Here is a 15,122-nt window from a genome sequence, read left to right on the forward strand (position 1 = left end):
ATATATAAGTAGGATACCCTTATTGTTTTAAATTATTTGGATGGCATTCTACTGTGGCTACTTTTCTCGTTGGAATAGAATATTTATCGAATGTAGAAAGAATCAAGCATCATGTGCATTAGGGCTGTTAAAGCCTGTGAGGATAATTAATTACTGCTATGCTACACAATAACCAGGGAGCGATTGTTTTTCGTGAAATCTACTTTTCTTCGCTTAATTTCGGCAAATAACATCATAATAAAATCATGCTCTAACTGATGCTCAATAGCGGCGTAATAAGCGTCTATGAGAAGTTCATCAGAAAGCTGCCTCATTGAAGTACCTCCTTTTTGCCAGAATAAGTTATAGATTCATAGTATCATGTAACAATTTAAGTGAGAACAACCAACAATGTCCACATAACTCTGTGGATATACTGTGCGCAAATTGTGAACAATAGTCGAATTATGTGATGTTTCAATGGGGATAATGTGGATAATGTTATCCACAACATAAACATGATGAAAACACATAAAAAACTTTAATCACAATGGGGAAAACTATCAATCTTATTGTTTAGTAGAATAATAGAGAATTGCTCCCAGCTCCGCCTGTTATTGAGGCCTTGTGTTCACTTCAAACATCCAGATTTTTCCGTTCGTATCTATTCCAAAATCATAACCAAGCTGATTCATGCCATGGTACCTGCTTTCAAGCACTCTTGTGGACAGCTCTGTCAATCTGCGCATCTGCCTTTTCTTATCCCGCACATAGGATGCTCCAATCGACATTGATATCCCTTTAGATCCTGAAACTAATCTGCCTCCTCTTTGCAAATTAGTAACAAAAAGCCCTGCTCTGGCGATCCTTCCTACAATCGCAGCGTAGCGCCATCTTCCATGCTCTTTTACATATTTCACGCGGTAATCAATCGGTCTGCCGTTGACTTTTGCCAGATGTATGCCCTTTTGAATTAAATACTTCTTTTTTTTCATATATTTTCGAATCTTAGAAAACATGCTGTCAAAAGACTCAAATTTATACGTACTCGTATAATATGTGAAAGTATAACGGCTTTCGTGTTTCTTCTTCACCTTGATAACGCCTGCACCGCCCGAGCCAACTAGCGGTTTAATAACAACCATTCCATGCTGATTGAGCATTTCGCTTAAATTGTCTGCTGAAAATAATCTTGTCGGCGGTATATGCTCCGCAATTTCGCTATTGGTCAGCAAAATATTAGTTTTCGACATTTTATTTGCTAGCATACGCCCGCTGCCGCGTACTACTGCCATTGACTTCACTCTCCCTTAAACTTCTGTTCTATATACAATATGTCCAACTTCTATAATTCTCTTGGATTATTGTCACTGGTTAATAGCCGTAATATAGAGTTTAGTAGCCAGAGAGAAACGCACCTATCCATCCAAAAATGAATCCAAATAAAAGAACCGGAGGGCTTAACCCTGCCGGTTCCTGCAAGCTATTTGTATTAATCAGACTTTTTCTCCAAAGCAGCTTTCAATTTATCGGCCAAGCTGTTCGTTAGCGGAGCATTGTCGCTATATTTATGAATAAGCTTTTGCTCCTCGCGGCGATTCATACGGCCATCGCCTTTGTCTCCCAGCATTTCAATAACGTTGCACGGCCTGCACTGCGCATATTTGCCTGCTTTGCCGTCATGGAGCTCCATCTTCTTATGGCATTGCGGGCAGCGCTTGTTAAGCAGCACCGGTCCGCTTGCCCGGCGATAGCCGCATTCGCGGTCTGAGCAGACATAGGACTTGCCTCGCTTCCCTTTAACCTCCAGCATCGGCTTGGAGCATTCCGGGCAATAGCTGCCTGTCGTATTATGCGGCTTATATTCTTTAGTCTCGCTAATGACCTCGCCTACCCATTTGGATGCTTGCTGGCGGATGCCCTGCATAAATTGCTTGGCATTTCCTTTCCCTTTTGCAATACTTTCCAGCTCCGACTCCCACTTGGCCGTTAATTCAGGACTGCGCAATTCACGAACAACGAGCTCAATCAACTGCTTTCCTTTGCCCGTAGGATGCAATTTGTTGCCTGAGCGATCAATCGTATCGGTTTGCAGCAGCTTCTCAATAATATCCGCTCTTGTCGCAGGCGTGCCAAGTCCATATTTCTCCATTCGGGATAGTAAAGCAGCTTCGGTAAATCGAGGCGGAGGCAATGTACGCAATTCCTTGAAGACTACTTGCTTCAGGGCAAGCTTCTGGCCGGATTTTAAAGCAGGGAGCCGCTGCGAGGCTTCCTTCATGCTGTCTTCCCCAGCCTCATCCTCCTGCTCATCATCCGTATCATTCCAGCTTGACGCTGTTCCGCTTGCATAAGCTTCCCGCCATCCTAGCTCCTTCTCCACACGCCCTTTTGCAAAGAATCGGTCCTGGCCGGCTTGTACAATTACAGTAGTCTCATCATAACGGTAAGGATTGAGGAACAGCGAAATAAAACGCTTTACAATCAAGTCATACAGTTTACGCTCATCATTCGACAGCGCTCCAAGCTGAACGTATTGATCGGTTGGAATAATGGCATGGTGATCCGATACCTTATCGTTATCGACCACCCGCTTATTCAGCTTCAGGTTCCCTTTGAGCGCTTTCCGAGCAAGCGCTGTATAAGGACCGGTCGCAATGCTTTCCAGCCTGCCCTTCAGCGTCGGCACGATATCGCTGGAAAGATAGCGAGAATCGGTGCGCGGATAGGTAACCAGCTTATGCTGCTCATACAGCTTTTGCAGCACATTGGACGTTTGCTTGGCCGAAAACCCGAGCTTTTTGTTCGCATCGCGCTGCAATTCTGTCAAATCATAGGCTTGCGGATGGGGCTGCGATTTTTCATTGACGCGCAGCTTCTCTACCGCTGCACTGCTGCTGGATTGCTGAATCCGTTTAACAACAGCATCGACCTCTTCACGGCTCCAAAGCCTTCCGTCCTGCTCGTCTTGCTGGCGCCATACCGCTTGAAAGCCTTCGAACTGGGCTGTAATCGTCCAGTAAGGCTGGGATTGGAACTCAGAAATCGCTTGCTCCCTGTCCATCAGCATAGCAAGCGTAGGCGTCTGCACGCGCCCTGCTGCCAGCTGAGCATTGTACTTGCAGGTTAATGCACGCGTAACATTAAGCCCGATCAGCCAATCCGCTTCCGCGCGGCATACTGCCGAGGCATATAACGAATCATAAGCTCTGCCATCCTTCAGGCGGCTGAATCCTTCCTTGATCGCTTGATCTGTTTGCGACGAAATCCAAAGTCTCTTAAACGGCTTCTTCCAATGCACCAGCTCCATAATCCAGCGGGCTACCAGCTCTCCTTCTCTCCCTGCATCCGTTGCAATAACAAGCTCATGAATATCCGGCCGTTTGCATAGCTGCGCAACCGCTTTGTATTGATGCGAGGTTTCCTTCATAACCTTCAGATTCATTCTTTGCGGCAAAATAGGCAAATCCTCTAGCGACCAGGTGCGATATTTTTTATCGTAATCCTCCGGCTCAGCGAGTGTTACCAAATGTCCTAATGCCCATGTCACCACATATTTAGGACCTTCAATGTAGCTTTTATGCTTCTGATTGCAGCCTAGCACTCGTGCAATTTCTTTGGCTACGCTTGGCTTTTCAGCTAATACTAATGATTTCATTCATAGCTCTCCCAAAAAAATTTTATAAAAACCTTGATGAATATCCAAATTCACACATTTAGTATAACATTTTTCTTGATCCATAGCTTTAGACAAGCTAGTTGCTGCTTTCTGCATGCCAGCTCTTTCTATAAGCTAGATCCTTACTGCATGCCAGCTCCTTTCTGTATGAGCCGCTAAATCTGATCGCCTCTTTGAGAAATTGGCATTGTCCCCGTGTTCATTGCTATAATTGAGTGAAGAAAGGGGTCTGCTATGTTTATTGCGATTGGCATTGTCTTTTTACTTATTTATGCTGCACTTGTTTTTTACATAGGCTGGAGCGGATGGAGCTTTTTAAAGCCGGCAATTTCAAAACGGTTCAAGCTCTTATACATCCTGCTGATCAGCTTTCTCGCCATTTCATTTATACTCGGACGTTTTTTCAGCACACAAATTATTTTGCAAATTATAGGCGCATATTGGCTCGCTTTATTCTCCCTTCTGCTCTTGCTGCTGCCAGTAGCTCATCTCATCATTTGGCTATTCAGCTTAACAAGGCTGCCGCGTCAAGGCATTAAAAAAACGATTGGCATTTTGCTGCTAACCGCTTTAATTGGCATTATCGGATTCGGTTCTTTCTCTGCTTACAGTCCTGTCGTAAGGCCCTATGCAATTATGATTAACAAGCCTGCCCAAGTAGAGCAGCCGCTTAATATCGTCGTAGCCTCGGACATGCATTTCGGCATATTATCCGGCAAAAATCATGCTCAGCGCATGGTCAATATGATTAATGAGCTTAAGCCTGATCTCGTTCTGTTTCCTGGCGATATTATCGACGATCAGCTGGCTCCTGTCATCGATCAAGACATACCTGCCATTCTTGCAAACATTGAGTCTACCTACGGCGTATATGCTTCGCTAGGCAATCATGACAAAACGCGCGAAGGGCTGGCTGAGCTGATCAGCGTAATTGAAAGCAGCAATATTAATGTTCTGTACGATGAGGTCACGCTAATCGAGGATCAATTTTATATTATTGGAAGAAAAGATCATTCCGACAAAGCACGTATTGAGCTATCCGAGCTCACTGAAGGATTAGATCATACCAAACCAATTATTGCGATGGATCACCAGCCGAAGGATTTAGGCATCGCCGCAGATCATGGCATTGATCTGATCTTATCAGGCCACACGCACCGCGGGCAAATTGCGCCGGCGCATTTGATCACGCAGCGTCTTTTCGAAAATGATTGGGGATATTTGCGCAAAAATGATATGCACTCTATCGTTTCGTCCGGCTACGGCTTCTGGGGACCGCCGATACGGATCGGCAGCCGCTCAGAAATTGTACAAATACATGTTACCTTTGAATAGGCAGCTTTCTGCGTGGGGGGCCTAGTTTGAGGAGCAGTAGTTTGCGCTTTGCGCGGAGGGGTCTTGTATAGGAGCAGTAGTTTAAGCTTAGCGTGGCGGGCCTATTGCCATCTCCTTTCAGTTGCTTGTTGCCCCTCCACAATGGGCCATTGCTTAACTAGCTGGTCAGTCGTTCCGTTATTACGCCCAAAAGCGCAGGTTTGAGGGGGCAAAGTGACACACGTTCCGCTATTGGTCAATAAATCGTAGAAAAAGCTCCATATTGAGCCGAATAGCGGAACGTGTGACCGCGAAATTAAAAAAATGACAGTTTTAGAGCAAATAGCGGAACGTGTGACCGCGAAATCAATAAATTGGCAGTTTCAAAGTAAATATCGGAATTTTCCAAAGTAGAAGGTCGCACGCCAAGCTGCTAAATGCATTTTATGTATCTAGTTTCTCCTTTTTCGCCGAAAAAAAGAGTCCAGATACATTTCCTCCATCTAGATTGATCAAAGTACCCTTTTTTTTGAAAAAAGCTCCAAACTAAATGCAGTTTTTCCCCTTAGATTCACAAATAAGTAATTTTCCTCTAAACTAAGCACAGAAATTACAGTTAGTCTACGTGCGCACATGAGGCCAAAGCATATGAGTTCCAAGCATTTGCGCGTTCAAAGCACACATGAGGCCAATCCATACGTGAGTTCTAAGCATACGCCAGTTCAAAAAACAAATAAGATCGCCTCCCTTTCCTGCTTATCGAGGGGGAAGCGATCCTATAGCGATCTTATTAATGTCTATTCATTAATGCCAGCTGGGAATGTGTCGATTAATTAATGGCAAAAGTTTGCTATATGCCTGTTAAGCTTGCTTGCCAGTCAATCCTTTCATATAACTGCTGCTCGCCAGCAAGAAATAAATAAATTGCATGACTAGAAATATTCCAAAAACGACGAAGGAGTACAGCCAGGTCGATGAATTGATTATATTTTCCAAAGACTTCATAGCGAACAGAGCGTGAACAACGCCAACAATACACGGTATAAAAAATACTATCGCTATTTGGCTCACTACAATTTTGCGAATTTCTGCCCGTGTCATGCCAATTCGGGTAAGCGAATTGAATTGGGACTTATCCTCTTGCATTTCGGTAAACAGCTTAAAGTAAATCATGCTGCCTGCGGATACAAAAAACAATAAGCTAATAAATAACCCGATAAATAACGTTAAGCCAGCAGATTCCTGTGCGCTATTGTATTGCAGTATACGGTTAATGCTTATATTGTTGCGGTGCTCCGAAGGTACGTCTTCTGAGAATTGCTTCAAAAACGGGGCGGATTTCTCCCAGTTTTTCAGCTCATAACCGTAATAGACTGCCCGTTCTTCAACAGGTGATCTTTCCAGCATACTGTTATAGGTGGCATCATCTGCGACGAAAGTAATCGAGCTTGAATCCATCCAGTTGTTCATTGCCTGACCATCCACCCACTCTGAAATCTCAAAGCTGATCGGGTCTCCCATAAATTTTGCAGATAGCTTACCCTCGTATAAATCTTCCTGATAAGCATTCTTTACAAGGGCAAGCTTGCCCGACTCGATCTTCAATTTTTTCAAGCCTAGCCTGCCCGCGGAATCATTATAAGCAGATTCTGAAATAATCATGCCATGGCGCTCATCAGTACCATGAAACCCAACTCCTCTATTGCCATCAGACGTTTGAATGGAAGCTTCGTAATCGGTAATTTTCACACCAATAAATTGATCCTTAAATTTGATCTTCAGGCCAGCATCATCTAACTGCTTCTCTAGTTGGTCAAGCTGTACAATATTATGGCTAGCTTCTCCTTCTTCCACAAAAGCAAGAGCATGCGGAAAGTTTTTAAAAGCATCATCTTTTAACTGTACTTGCAGAATATACACACTGCCCATCGCGGTCAAAATAACTGCGCTTAATATAGAAACCGTAAATAACACACGCGCATTATCGCGAATTTTATAGCCCAGCTGTGAAATGATAAGCATATTGGTGCGATTGTAATAGGTCTTCTTACGTTTCTGTAATAGTTTAAGCAGCAAGACACTGAATTGAGTAAATAAAAAATATGTTCCGACAACTGCAGTTATTAATATCGGCATCGCCAGTAAAATAAAAGAATTGCCGTCCATAATCGTAGCCATTGTATAACAGCCAGCAAGACTAAGCAGAGATACGGCTACCAGCCATTTCGAGTAGATCAGCTTACCCTTTGGCTTCTGCCCTGCTTTTAACAGATCAATAATTTGAGATTTGCCAATACGAAGAGACGACCAGATCGACAAGACAAAAAATAGTGCAAAAAAACCACCAGCCGTTAAAGCCACCGCTTTAACTGGAACAATAAACGGTATCGTTTCATCCAACCCCAGCAAAACCGCAAGCGCCATAAAAAACAGCTTACTTAACACAATTCCAACTGCAATACCTACTGTAATTGCAAACAATGAAATAGCCGTATTTTCAAGAATGACCATTTTCCTCAGTTGAGAGCGTGTCATCCCAAACAAGGAATACAACCCAAATTCTTTTTTGCGTGTCTTCAAAAATGCAGAGTTAGAGTACAGAATAAATAAAAATGAAAAGATAACGATTAAATATAAGCAAAATTTCATGCCTTCACGAACCATAGATGCAGCCATTATTTTACCGTTTGCTATATCTGGATGCATCAGAACAGAAGCATAAATATAGAAAATAAAAACTGAAAATACGCTGCTAAGAAAAAAAGCGCTGTATGATCTCCAATTTCCTCTAATGTTACTAAGCGCGAGTGAACGAAACGTCATCAAAATTACCCCCTAGCACGCTTAATACATCAAGTATTTGTTGGAAAAAAGCTTGTCTATTCGTACCGCGGCGTATTTCCGTATAAAATTTGCCGTCTTTAATAAAAACAATCCGCTCGCAATAGCTGGCTGAAAAAGGATCATGCGTAACCATAAGCACTGTAGCTTTGAAACGCTCATTCATTTCCTTCAAGGAATCCATGACATCTTTAGCCGACTTGGAATCCAGATTACCCGTCAGCTCATCCGCGAGCACAAGCGAAGGCTGGTGAATAATTGCCCGGGCAATAGCCGCACGCTGCTTTTGGCCGCCCGATACCTCGTACGTGCGCTTATCCAATATTTGCTCAATTTGCAGCAGCTCTACGATCGGCTTTAGACGTTCCTTGATCGCTCTTGGCGGAACACCTTCCAATACTAGAGGCAGTACAATATTATCTTGAATGGAAAGGGTATCAAGCAAATTAAAGTCCTGAAATACGAAGCCAAGCTCCCGTCTTCTAAACAAGGCAAGCTTTTTCTCATTTAATTTAGCCGGATTGATGCCGTTGATCTCCATCGTGCCGGATGTTGGACGATCGATCGTTGCAAGCAAATTAAGCAAAGTCGTTTTTCCACTCCCCGAAGGGCCCATTATACCGACAAATTCACCCGCTTCGATTTGCAGCTCAATATCCTCCAGCGCTTTATACGTTACGTTTTTTTTACCGCCATATATTTTGCCTAGCCCCTGTGCTTTTAGTACACTCATTACCGTACTCCTCCTTAAACCTTACACTTATATGATTTAGTCTCAGTATAACGATTATAAGAAAAAGCACCCATCGATTTTCCTTTCATTCGTCCTTCTGCTACCTTACAATGTTGTCACCTTTCGCACTGAACGGTCAGGAAGTTAATTTATGAATACCGCCTGATTGGCAAACAATCGTCACACTAGTCCCCTCGCCGACGACCGATTGTACGATTAGTTCATGTCCTAATTTGTCACAAACCTGTTTTGTTAAATAAAGCCCCATACCGGTCGATTCTCCCTCCGTACGTCCATTGTCACCTGTGAAAAAAGGATCATAGATGCGCCGCAAATCATGAGCGGCAATACCCACTCCCTGATCAGATACCGTTATGCTGTCTTTGTCCTTATCCTTGCGCAAAGTAACGATAAGCTGCTTCGTCCCCGGTTTATGCTTGCTATATTTAATCGCATTGCTCAGCAACTGATTCAGCATAAAAGTCATCCATTTTTCATCGGTTTCTCCATATGCTTCTCCAACTATTTTGGGAAAGATAGCATGCCGTATACACATTTTTTTAAATGAATTGATTGCGCTTCGCGCCACCTCATGTAGTGCTACTCTGCGGATATGCAGATCTATTTCAAATTTATCCAGCCGCGCTGTGTATAGCATCATTTCCAAGCCTCTGGCCAATCTTTCATTTTCCTCACGAATGCTGCCCGTGAGTTCCGCAGGATGAACAGTCCTCTTGTCCACTTTATCCTCCTGCGTCAAAAGATCTATTACGGAGACAGGCGTTTTCATATGATGCACCCATTGCAGCACAAAATGATTATGTCTCTCCTGCTGCCTGCGATATTTGCCTAACTCGTTCAAATAGGCCGTATGCATTTTTTGCAGCAATCTGAAAAACAGCTTTTGTTCACTAGTTACAATAGTGTGCAGCGATAGCGTATCACGCAGTTCCGACATATTTTCAACTGCTGCCAGCAACTCTTTGTAAAAATCCCTTTGCCGAACATAATCGAATACCAGCCATCCAATCATGCATAATAAGGCCAGAAGCACATAATAAATAATCGTATTTGGATGTACATATCCTTTATATAAATTAAGCTCCAGCAGCATCATTACGACAAAAATAACGATCATTAGCAGCATTGCAGCCAAATAAGAAATTCGGTCATTCAAAAAAACACGCAGCGTCATCCATTCTTTTTTCATTGCAGTCTCCTATCGCTTATTATCAGCTTTCAGGCAATTTAAGCTTATAGCCCGTTCCTCTAACTGTCTCAATCGCTTTAGGCAGCCCAAGCTCCTCCAGTTTTTTTCGCAATCGGGTCACGTTGACTGTTAATGTGTTGTCATCTACAAAGCTAACATCGTCCCATAACGCTTCAAGCAGCTTTTCTCTCGACACGACATGACCATAGTCCTCGAGCAAGCATTGAGCAAGCAGCAGTTCATTTTTCGTCAGCTCCATCGACTTATCATTCCAGAACAGCTCATTGCGCCCCAAAAATAATTGCAGCCCGCCTATGCCAACTATATTGGACGAATAATGCGCCTGCTTCTCCTCGCCTTCCGATATGCTGCCTTGATCGCTATGCTCATCGGCAAGCGCAGCATATTCACCATACGTGCGCCGCAGCACACTTTTCACTTTGGCAAGCAGCAGTTCGAGCTGTATCGGCTTCGTCAAATAATCATCGCCGCCGTTTTCAATGGCCATAACCTGATCCATTTCTCCTGATCGAGCGGATAAAAATATAATTGGAACGCTGGACCGAATACGCAGCTGCCTGCACCAGTAATAGCCGTCATAATAAGGCAGGTTAATATCCAACAGGACAAGATGCGGGTTGAAATTTGTTACTTCTGGCAGCAAATCGCGAAACTGCGCTGCTGCTTCTACGATATAACCGTATTGCTCCAGCTTTCTTTTTAATATATCAGCTATTTTCAAATCGTCCTCAACAATAAAAATCCGATACACGGTTACAACCTCCGCATTCAATATGAACTAGTATTAACATAGCAGGATCAACAAATGCTGGCAAATCCCTAATCCGAATAAAGCTCAGAAGCGCGGGGCACGTAAAAAAACCGGAACAGCTGATTCATTCAGCTATCCCGGTCTTGTTAATGGTCATAAAGTTACCAGCTAGGCTTAATTAAATTTTCAAGAATAGCGCGAAGCTCTGCGTCCTGAGCCGCCTTATCCTCGGTTTCGCCTTTAATTTCAAGTTTGGTCACATCAAGCTTATATGGATCCTTCGGATCTACAGATGCAAAGATCAGCTCACGCTCGTTCTCTAGCGCAACATGATAGCCCATGCCTTTAAAGGCGTTTAAAAAATCTTGCAGCTGCGGTTGCTTGCCTGCTCCAAGAATAATTAATGCACGAAGCAGCTCCGTATGATTATCGCGGATTAGTTTAAAGTGGAAGATACACTCTCTCATCGTCAGCTTGCTCCCTTCAAGTCATACTTTATGTGGAATCATCTATTGATGATGTCACTTTTCTTGTTGTTATATTCATTATAAACCAGCATGTTGCGCAGCGGTGTGACATTTCTCACTGGCACTGTTTTCAGCTATTAAATTACACAGAGGGAATCATCAGCTTAACAGTTGTACCGTTGCCTGGAGCCGAGCAAATATCGAGCGTGCCTCCTACGCTTCTTGCCCTTTCCTCCATACTAAATAGGCCGACGCCGCGATCACATTCCTGAATTGAAAAGCCCTGCCCCTTGTCAGCAATCGTAACAACAATTTCATTAGAGCATTCCTCAATGCTAACCTCAGTTTCGCCTATTTCGGCATACTTGGCGATATTCGTTAATGATTCCTGGATGACTCGATAAATCGCCGTTTCTTTAGCCGTATTCAGCCTGCTCTTCAAGCTCGTTGTCAGCTTCACATCAATAGCAAAATGCTGGGAAAAATTGTCTATGTAGGTGCGAATAGCTGGCACAACGCCCAAATCGTCCAGCACCGACGGGCGAAGCTCAAAGGCAATACCTCGGATATCCTCCATCATGGTGGATACGTCGCCGCGCAATAGCTTAAGATCGGTAATCTCGCGATGATCCTCTATCAGACGGTCCAGTCTGATCAGTAGCGAGAACAAACTTTGCCCTATGCCGTCGTGCAGCTCGCGAGATATGCGCTTGCGCTCCTCTTCTTGAATTTCTATTACCTTTACCATCGCTTCCTTCAGCTTCTGCTCAGCAAGCTTGCGATCAGTAACTTCCGTACGAATCGCCAAATACTGATAAGGCTTTCCTGTACTATTTAGAAAAGGGACAATTGTCGTGCTTACCCAATAATAGCTGCTGTCCTTCGCTCGATTTTTGATTTCGCCGCGCCATACCTCTCCAGAGGAAATGGTGCGCCATAAATCGCGGAAAAACAGCTTGCTATGGTGCCCCGAATTAATAATCCGATGATCCTGCCCCAGCAGCTCGCTTCTGTCATATTTCGATATTTGGCAAAACTTATCGTTTACATATTGAATTTTTCCTTTGGCATCAGTAATCGCCACTATGGATGACTCATCGAGCGCAAATTTCACATCGGTTAGTTGCTTCAAGGAAGCTTTAACTCGTTCCAGCACTTCGTCGTCTGCAATATGCTTGGACAGTTCATTAATGAGCAGTTCTACATGCTCGCCAATAACTTGCTCGCCCGCATCATTATTCAAAGCTCAACAGTCCTTTCTTCAAGGCAAATTTAATAAGCTCCGGTCGCGTTTTCAGTCCCAGCTTCTCCATCAGCTTGCTGCGATGCGACTCCACCGTTTTCACACTGATAAACAAGCTTTCCGCAATCTCCTTGTTGGAATAGCCTTTAGCCAGCCAGCTTAAAATTTCCCTTTCCCGATCGGACAGCGTATCGTAAGGCGTAGCTGCGTCACCGCCAGTGCGCAGTTTCTCCAAATATTCGCCCATCAACCGTTTAGTAGCGGTTGGATACAGGTATGCGTCGCCCTTGGCGACTGATTGAATCGCCTGCAGCAGCTCATCATGCGGAGCATTTTTCAAAATATAGCCAGAGGCTCCAATCTGAATTGCTCGAAATAAATACTCATCATCATCATGCATCGTTAATATAAGTATAGCCACGTCAGGCATTAATTTTTTCAATTCCGTCGTTGCCGTCATACCATCCTTGCCGTGCGGCATGCTTAAATCCATGAGTACGACATCGGGCTTAAGCTTTTGAGACAGCTCAATCGCTTCATCTCCCTCAGACGCCTCACCAATTACCTCTATATCATTGCGTCCATGCAACAACATCGACAAGCCTGACCTTACTACGGCATGATCGTCACAAATCAATAGTCTGATCATTTCGTCCTCTCCTCGCTGCGATACTGGTACCATTATACCAGTGAAAGAGACGCATATCAGCACATTTCTTTATGTTTATCCATTAATATCCTTGTTATTTTTTACTTTTCGAACAATAAGCCTACCAGCTCGTCTGCCCCGCTGCTTGCCGCATCAAGCTCATTCACGCTGTAATTTTGTTGAGATCTTCTGCCAAGCAGTACAATTCCCGCTACTTCATTCGAATAATAAAGCGGCAAGGAAACTGCTGCATCAAGTCGCTCCGTCAGCACAAGCGGCTCACCCAGCTTGAAGCGCTCGGACTCCGTAGCTGTTATATTCGATTTGGCCGGCCTGCCCGAACGGATCGCCGTTCCTGTAAGTCCGCTAGATGTTTTTTGAACGATGAGCAAAGTTCTAGCGCTTACACTTCCTCTGGCATAATGCCAGCACAGCTTGCGGTTTTCTATGTCAATAACGCCAATTGCGGCAAAATCACTGCTTGATTCCTGCCTCAGCTGCTCGAGCGAGCTTTCTATTACTACTTCATTAACAGCCATTATCCCTGCACCCCTTTACAGCACATTTCTCCCCAGGATACTTTCTTACTTATTATTAGTATAAGGGTTGTGCAGCATTCTGTATGTCAGGGTAATTACCGATCATAATCAGTGAACTCCCTGATTTCACCCTAATAGCTGCGATAGTATGATAAAAGTAACAAGAGTGAGGGGTTGAGACAATGAGCATCTATTTCACCAGCACACCGGATAGGTCAGTTCCTGCTACTGACAGCGGATATAAAGGTAATGCTTCGTTTTTCACGGAGGGGCAGCTCGATCAGCTGGCTTCTATTATGCATATAAAAAAAATACCTGCCGGTTCATACCTGTTCTGGGAGGGCGATGAAGCCAATTCGATCTACTGGATTCGCAGCGGAAGGTTAAAGCTTCGCAAATCAACAAGTGAAGGAAAAGATTTGCTGCTATCGATCGTTCAGGCGAATGATCTGATTGCTGATATCGATGCATGGGACACTATGCACCGTTACAGTGCAGAAGCGATAGAGGATGTTGAGGTGGGCGTTATTTCCAAGCTGCAGCTGGAGCTGCTGATGAGCAAGAGCGGCGAATTTTCTTACCGCTTCGCTATGTGGATGAGTCTTATGCAGCGCCAAACCGAATCGAAGCTGCGTGATTTGCTGATGGGCGGCAAGCACGGCGCGCTTGCTTCAACACTTATCCGGCTTTGCAACAGCTTTGGCGTTATGCACAGCGACCATATTCTTATTGATATCAAGCTGACGAACAGCGACCTCGCCGAGCTTGCCGGAACGACTAGAGAAGGCATCAACCGTATGCTCAGCAGCATGAAGAAAGAAGAAATATTGGAGCAAAGCAGCGATGGACTCATAAAAATTCTTAAGCACGGCGAGCTTAGAAAAGTAGCAGGCTGCCCGGAATGCCCAGCTTGCCCGATCGAAATTTGCCGTATATAGTACGAAACACCTCCCATCTGTTGAAGGAGGTGTTTTTTTGTAATTGGAACCTAAACGGAAATCATCAGACAGTTGAAAAGTATACAATGAAGATTGGCAAATACTCGTGGTAGCTAAGTACATTTTGTGTATCTAGATTCATTGAAACGCCCGAAAACACCCTTTATTTCGAGAAATGAGCCAAACTAACTGTAGTGTGGAAAAGCGCTGACCGATTGTATATGATTTTTCATATACAATTGTGTTTTTCGAGGCAAATCAGCGCAAGGTGGCGCCTACCAATTCTATATGATTTTTCATATACAATTGTGTTTTTCGAGGCAAATCAACGCAATGTGTATGATTTTTCATATACAATTGGACGTTTTGAGGTGGCGCCTACCAATTCTATGTGATATTTCATATACAATTGTGTTTTTTGAGGCATTTCAGCGTAATGTGTATGATTTTTCATATACAATTAGACGTTTTGAGGTAATACCGACACGAATATTACTGATGAGTTTCGTAAAATAGAACATTGGCTTCTATCTTTGAATTAACGCTTTTCAGCTTCGTTAGAAACATACTTTTTCAAAAGTTTGAAAAACTCAGGCTGTTAAAGTACCAATTTAGAAAATGTAACGAAGGCTAGAAGCGCTGATATGAACGAAACCTGTCAAGCGCTTCTGTTGCACCTTTGTTTTTGACGCATCTTAATAAAGCCTGTCAAGTGGCATTTTTGACAGGAGACTCTTTCAACCCATACTTATAATGGT

The 15,122-nt window shown here is 43.8% G+C and carries 13 protein-coding genes; 2 read left to right on the forward strand and 11 right to left on the reverse strand.

From position 1 onward, the window contains the following. Positions 1-161 precede the first annotated feature (161 nt). The 3 genes from ACRRU2_RS22120 to ACRRU2_RS22130 form a co-directional block, all read right to left on the reverse strand. A complete protein-coding gene (locus tag ACRRU2_RS22120) occupies positions 162-314 on the reverse strand; it encodes a sporulation histidine kinase inhibitor Sda (RefSeq protein ID WP_331700903.1) in 153 nt (50 codons plus the stop codon). A 279-nt stretch (positions 315-593) separates the two neighbouring features. Then, a complete protein-coding gene (locus ACRRU2_RS22125) occupies positions 594-1,274 on the reverse strand; it encodes a YheC/YheD family protein (RefSeq protein ID WP_432505053.1) in 681 nt (226 codons plus the stop codon). 197 nt (positions 1,275-1,471) lie between these two features. Then, positions 1,472-3,637: a DNA topoisomerase III gene (locus ACRRU2_RS22130; RefSeq protein ID WP_432505055.1), complete on the reverse strand. Its 2,166-nt coding sequence runs from the start codon at positions 3,635-3,637 to the stop codon at positions 1,472-1,474. A gap of 255 nt (positions 3,638-3,892) precedes the next feature. Here ACRRU2_RS22130 and ACRRU2_RS22135 point away from each other — a divergent pair, with 255 nt between their 5' ends. After that, the gene (locus ACRRU2_RS22135; RefSeq protein WP_432505057.1) at positions 3,893-4,993 is read left to right on the forward strand and encodes a metallophosphoesterase; all 1,101 of its coding nucleotides are present in this window, start codon (positions 3,893-3,895) and stop codon (positions 4,991-4,993) included. Between the two features lie 840 nt (positions 4,994-5,833). On the opposite strand, the gene ACRRU2_RS22140 is transcribed toward ACRRU2_RS22135, so the two are convergent. The 8 genes from ACRRU2_RS22140 to ACRRU2_RS22175 all read right to left on the reverse strand — a co-directional run bounded on the left by ACRRU2_RS22140 (position 5,834) and on the right by ACRRU2_RS22175 (position 13,426). Beyond that, positions 5,834-7,795, reverse strand: a complete 1,962-nt coding sequence (locus tag ACRRU2_RS22140; protein WP_331700907.1) for an ABC transporter permease — start codon at positions 7,793-7,795, stop codon at positions 5,834-5,836. Continuing rightward, positions 7,770-8,546: an ABC transporter ATP-binding protein gene (locus ACRRU2_RS22145; RefSeq protein WP_331700908.1), complete on the reverse strand. Its 777-nt coding sequence runs from the start codon at positions 8,544-8,546 to the stop codon at positions 7,770-7,772. The genes ACRRU2_RS22140 and ACRRU2_RS22145 overlap by 26 nt, the downstream gene beginning before the upstream one ends. Before the next feature lie 136 nt (positions 8,547-8,682). Continuing rightward, positions 8,683-9,756 carry a sensor histidine kinase gene (locus ACRRU2_RS22150; RefSeq protein WP_432505060.1) on the reverse strand — a complete coding sequence of 358 codons (1,074 nt, stop codon included), beginning with the start codon at positions 9,754-9,756 and terminating at the stop codon, positions 8,683-8,685. A 22-nt stretch (positions 9,757-9,778) separates the two neighbouring features. Next, the gene (locus tag ACRRU2_RS22155; RefSeq protein ID WP_432505062.1) at positions 9,779-10,528 is read right to left on the reverse strand and encodes a response regulator transcription factor; all 750 of its coding nucleotides are present in this window, start codon (positions 10,526-10,528) and stop codon (positions 9,779-9,781) included. Between the two features lie 161 nt (positions 10,529-10,689). Further along, on the reverse strand, positions 10,690-10,995 hold the full coding sequence (locus ACRRU2_RS22160) for a hypothetical protein (protein ID WP_331700910.1): 306 nt from the start codon (positions 10,993-10,995) through the stop codon (positions 10,690-10,692). Between the two features lie 142 nt (positions 10,996-11,137). Further along, positions 11,138-12,238: a PAS domain-containing sensor histidine kinase gene (locus ACRRU2_RS22165; RefSeq protein WP_432505064.1), complete on the reverse strand. Its 1,101-nt coding sequence runs from the start codon at positions 12,236-12,238 to the stop codon at positions 11,138-11,140. Then, positions 12,231-12,887 carry a response regulator transcription factor gene (locus tag ACRRU2_RS22170; protein ID WP_331700912.1) on the reverse strand — a complete coding sequence of 219 codons (657 nt, stop codon included), beginning with the start codon at positions 12,885-12,887 and terminating at the stop codon, positions 12,231-12,233. The genes ACRRU2_RS22165 and ACRRU2_RS22170 overlap by 8 nt, the downstream gene beginning before the upstream one ends. Before the next feature lie 101 nt (positions 12,888-12,988). Beyond that, positions 12,989-13,426: a GAF domain-containing protein gene (locus ACRRU2_RS22175; RefSeq protein ID WP_331700913.1), complete on the reverse strand. Its 438-nt coding sequence runs from the start codon at positions 13,424-13,426 to the stop codon at positions 12,989-12,991. Positions 13,427-13,608: 182 nt separating this feature from the next. Here ACRRU2_RS22175 and ACRRU2_RS22180 point away from each other — a divergent pair, with 182 nt between their 5' ends. Then, complete coding sequence (locus ACRRU2_RS22180; RefSeq protein ID WP_331700914.1) at positions 13,609-14,364, forward strand: Crp/Fnr family transcriptional regulator; 756 nt, start codon at positions 13,609-13,611, stop codon at positions 14,362-14,364. The last annotated feature ends 758 nt before the right edge of the window (positions 14,365-15,122 follow it).

This window comes from Paenibacillus sp. GXUN7292, assembly GCF_050864975.1.
Lineage (GTDB): Bacteria > Bacillota > Bacilli > Paenibacillales > Paenibacillaceae > Pristimantibacillus.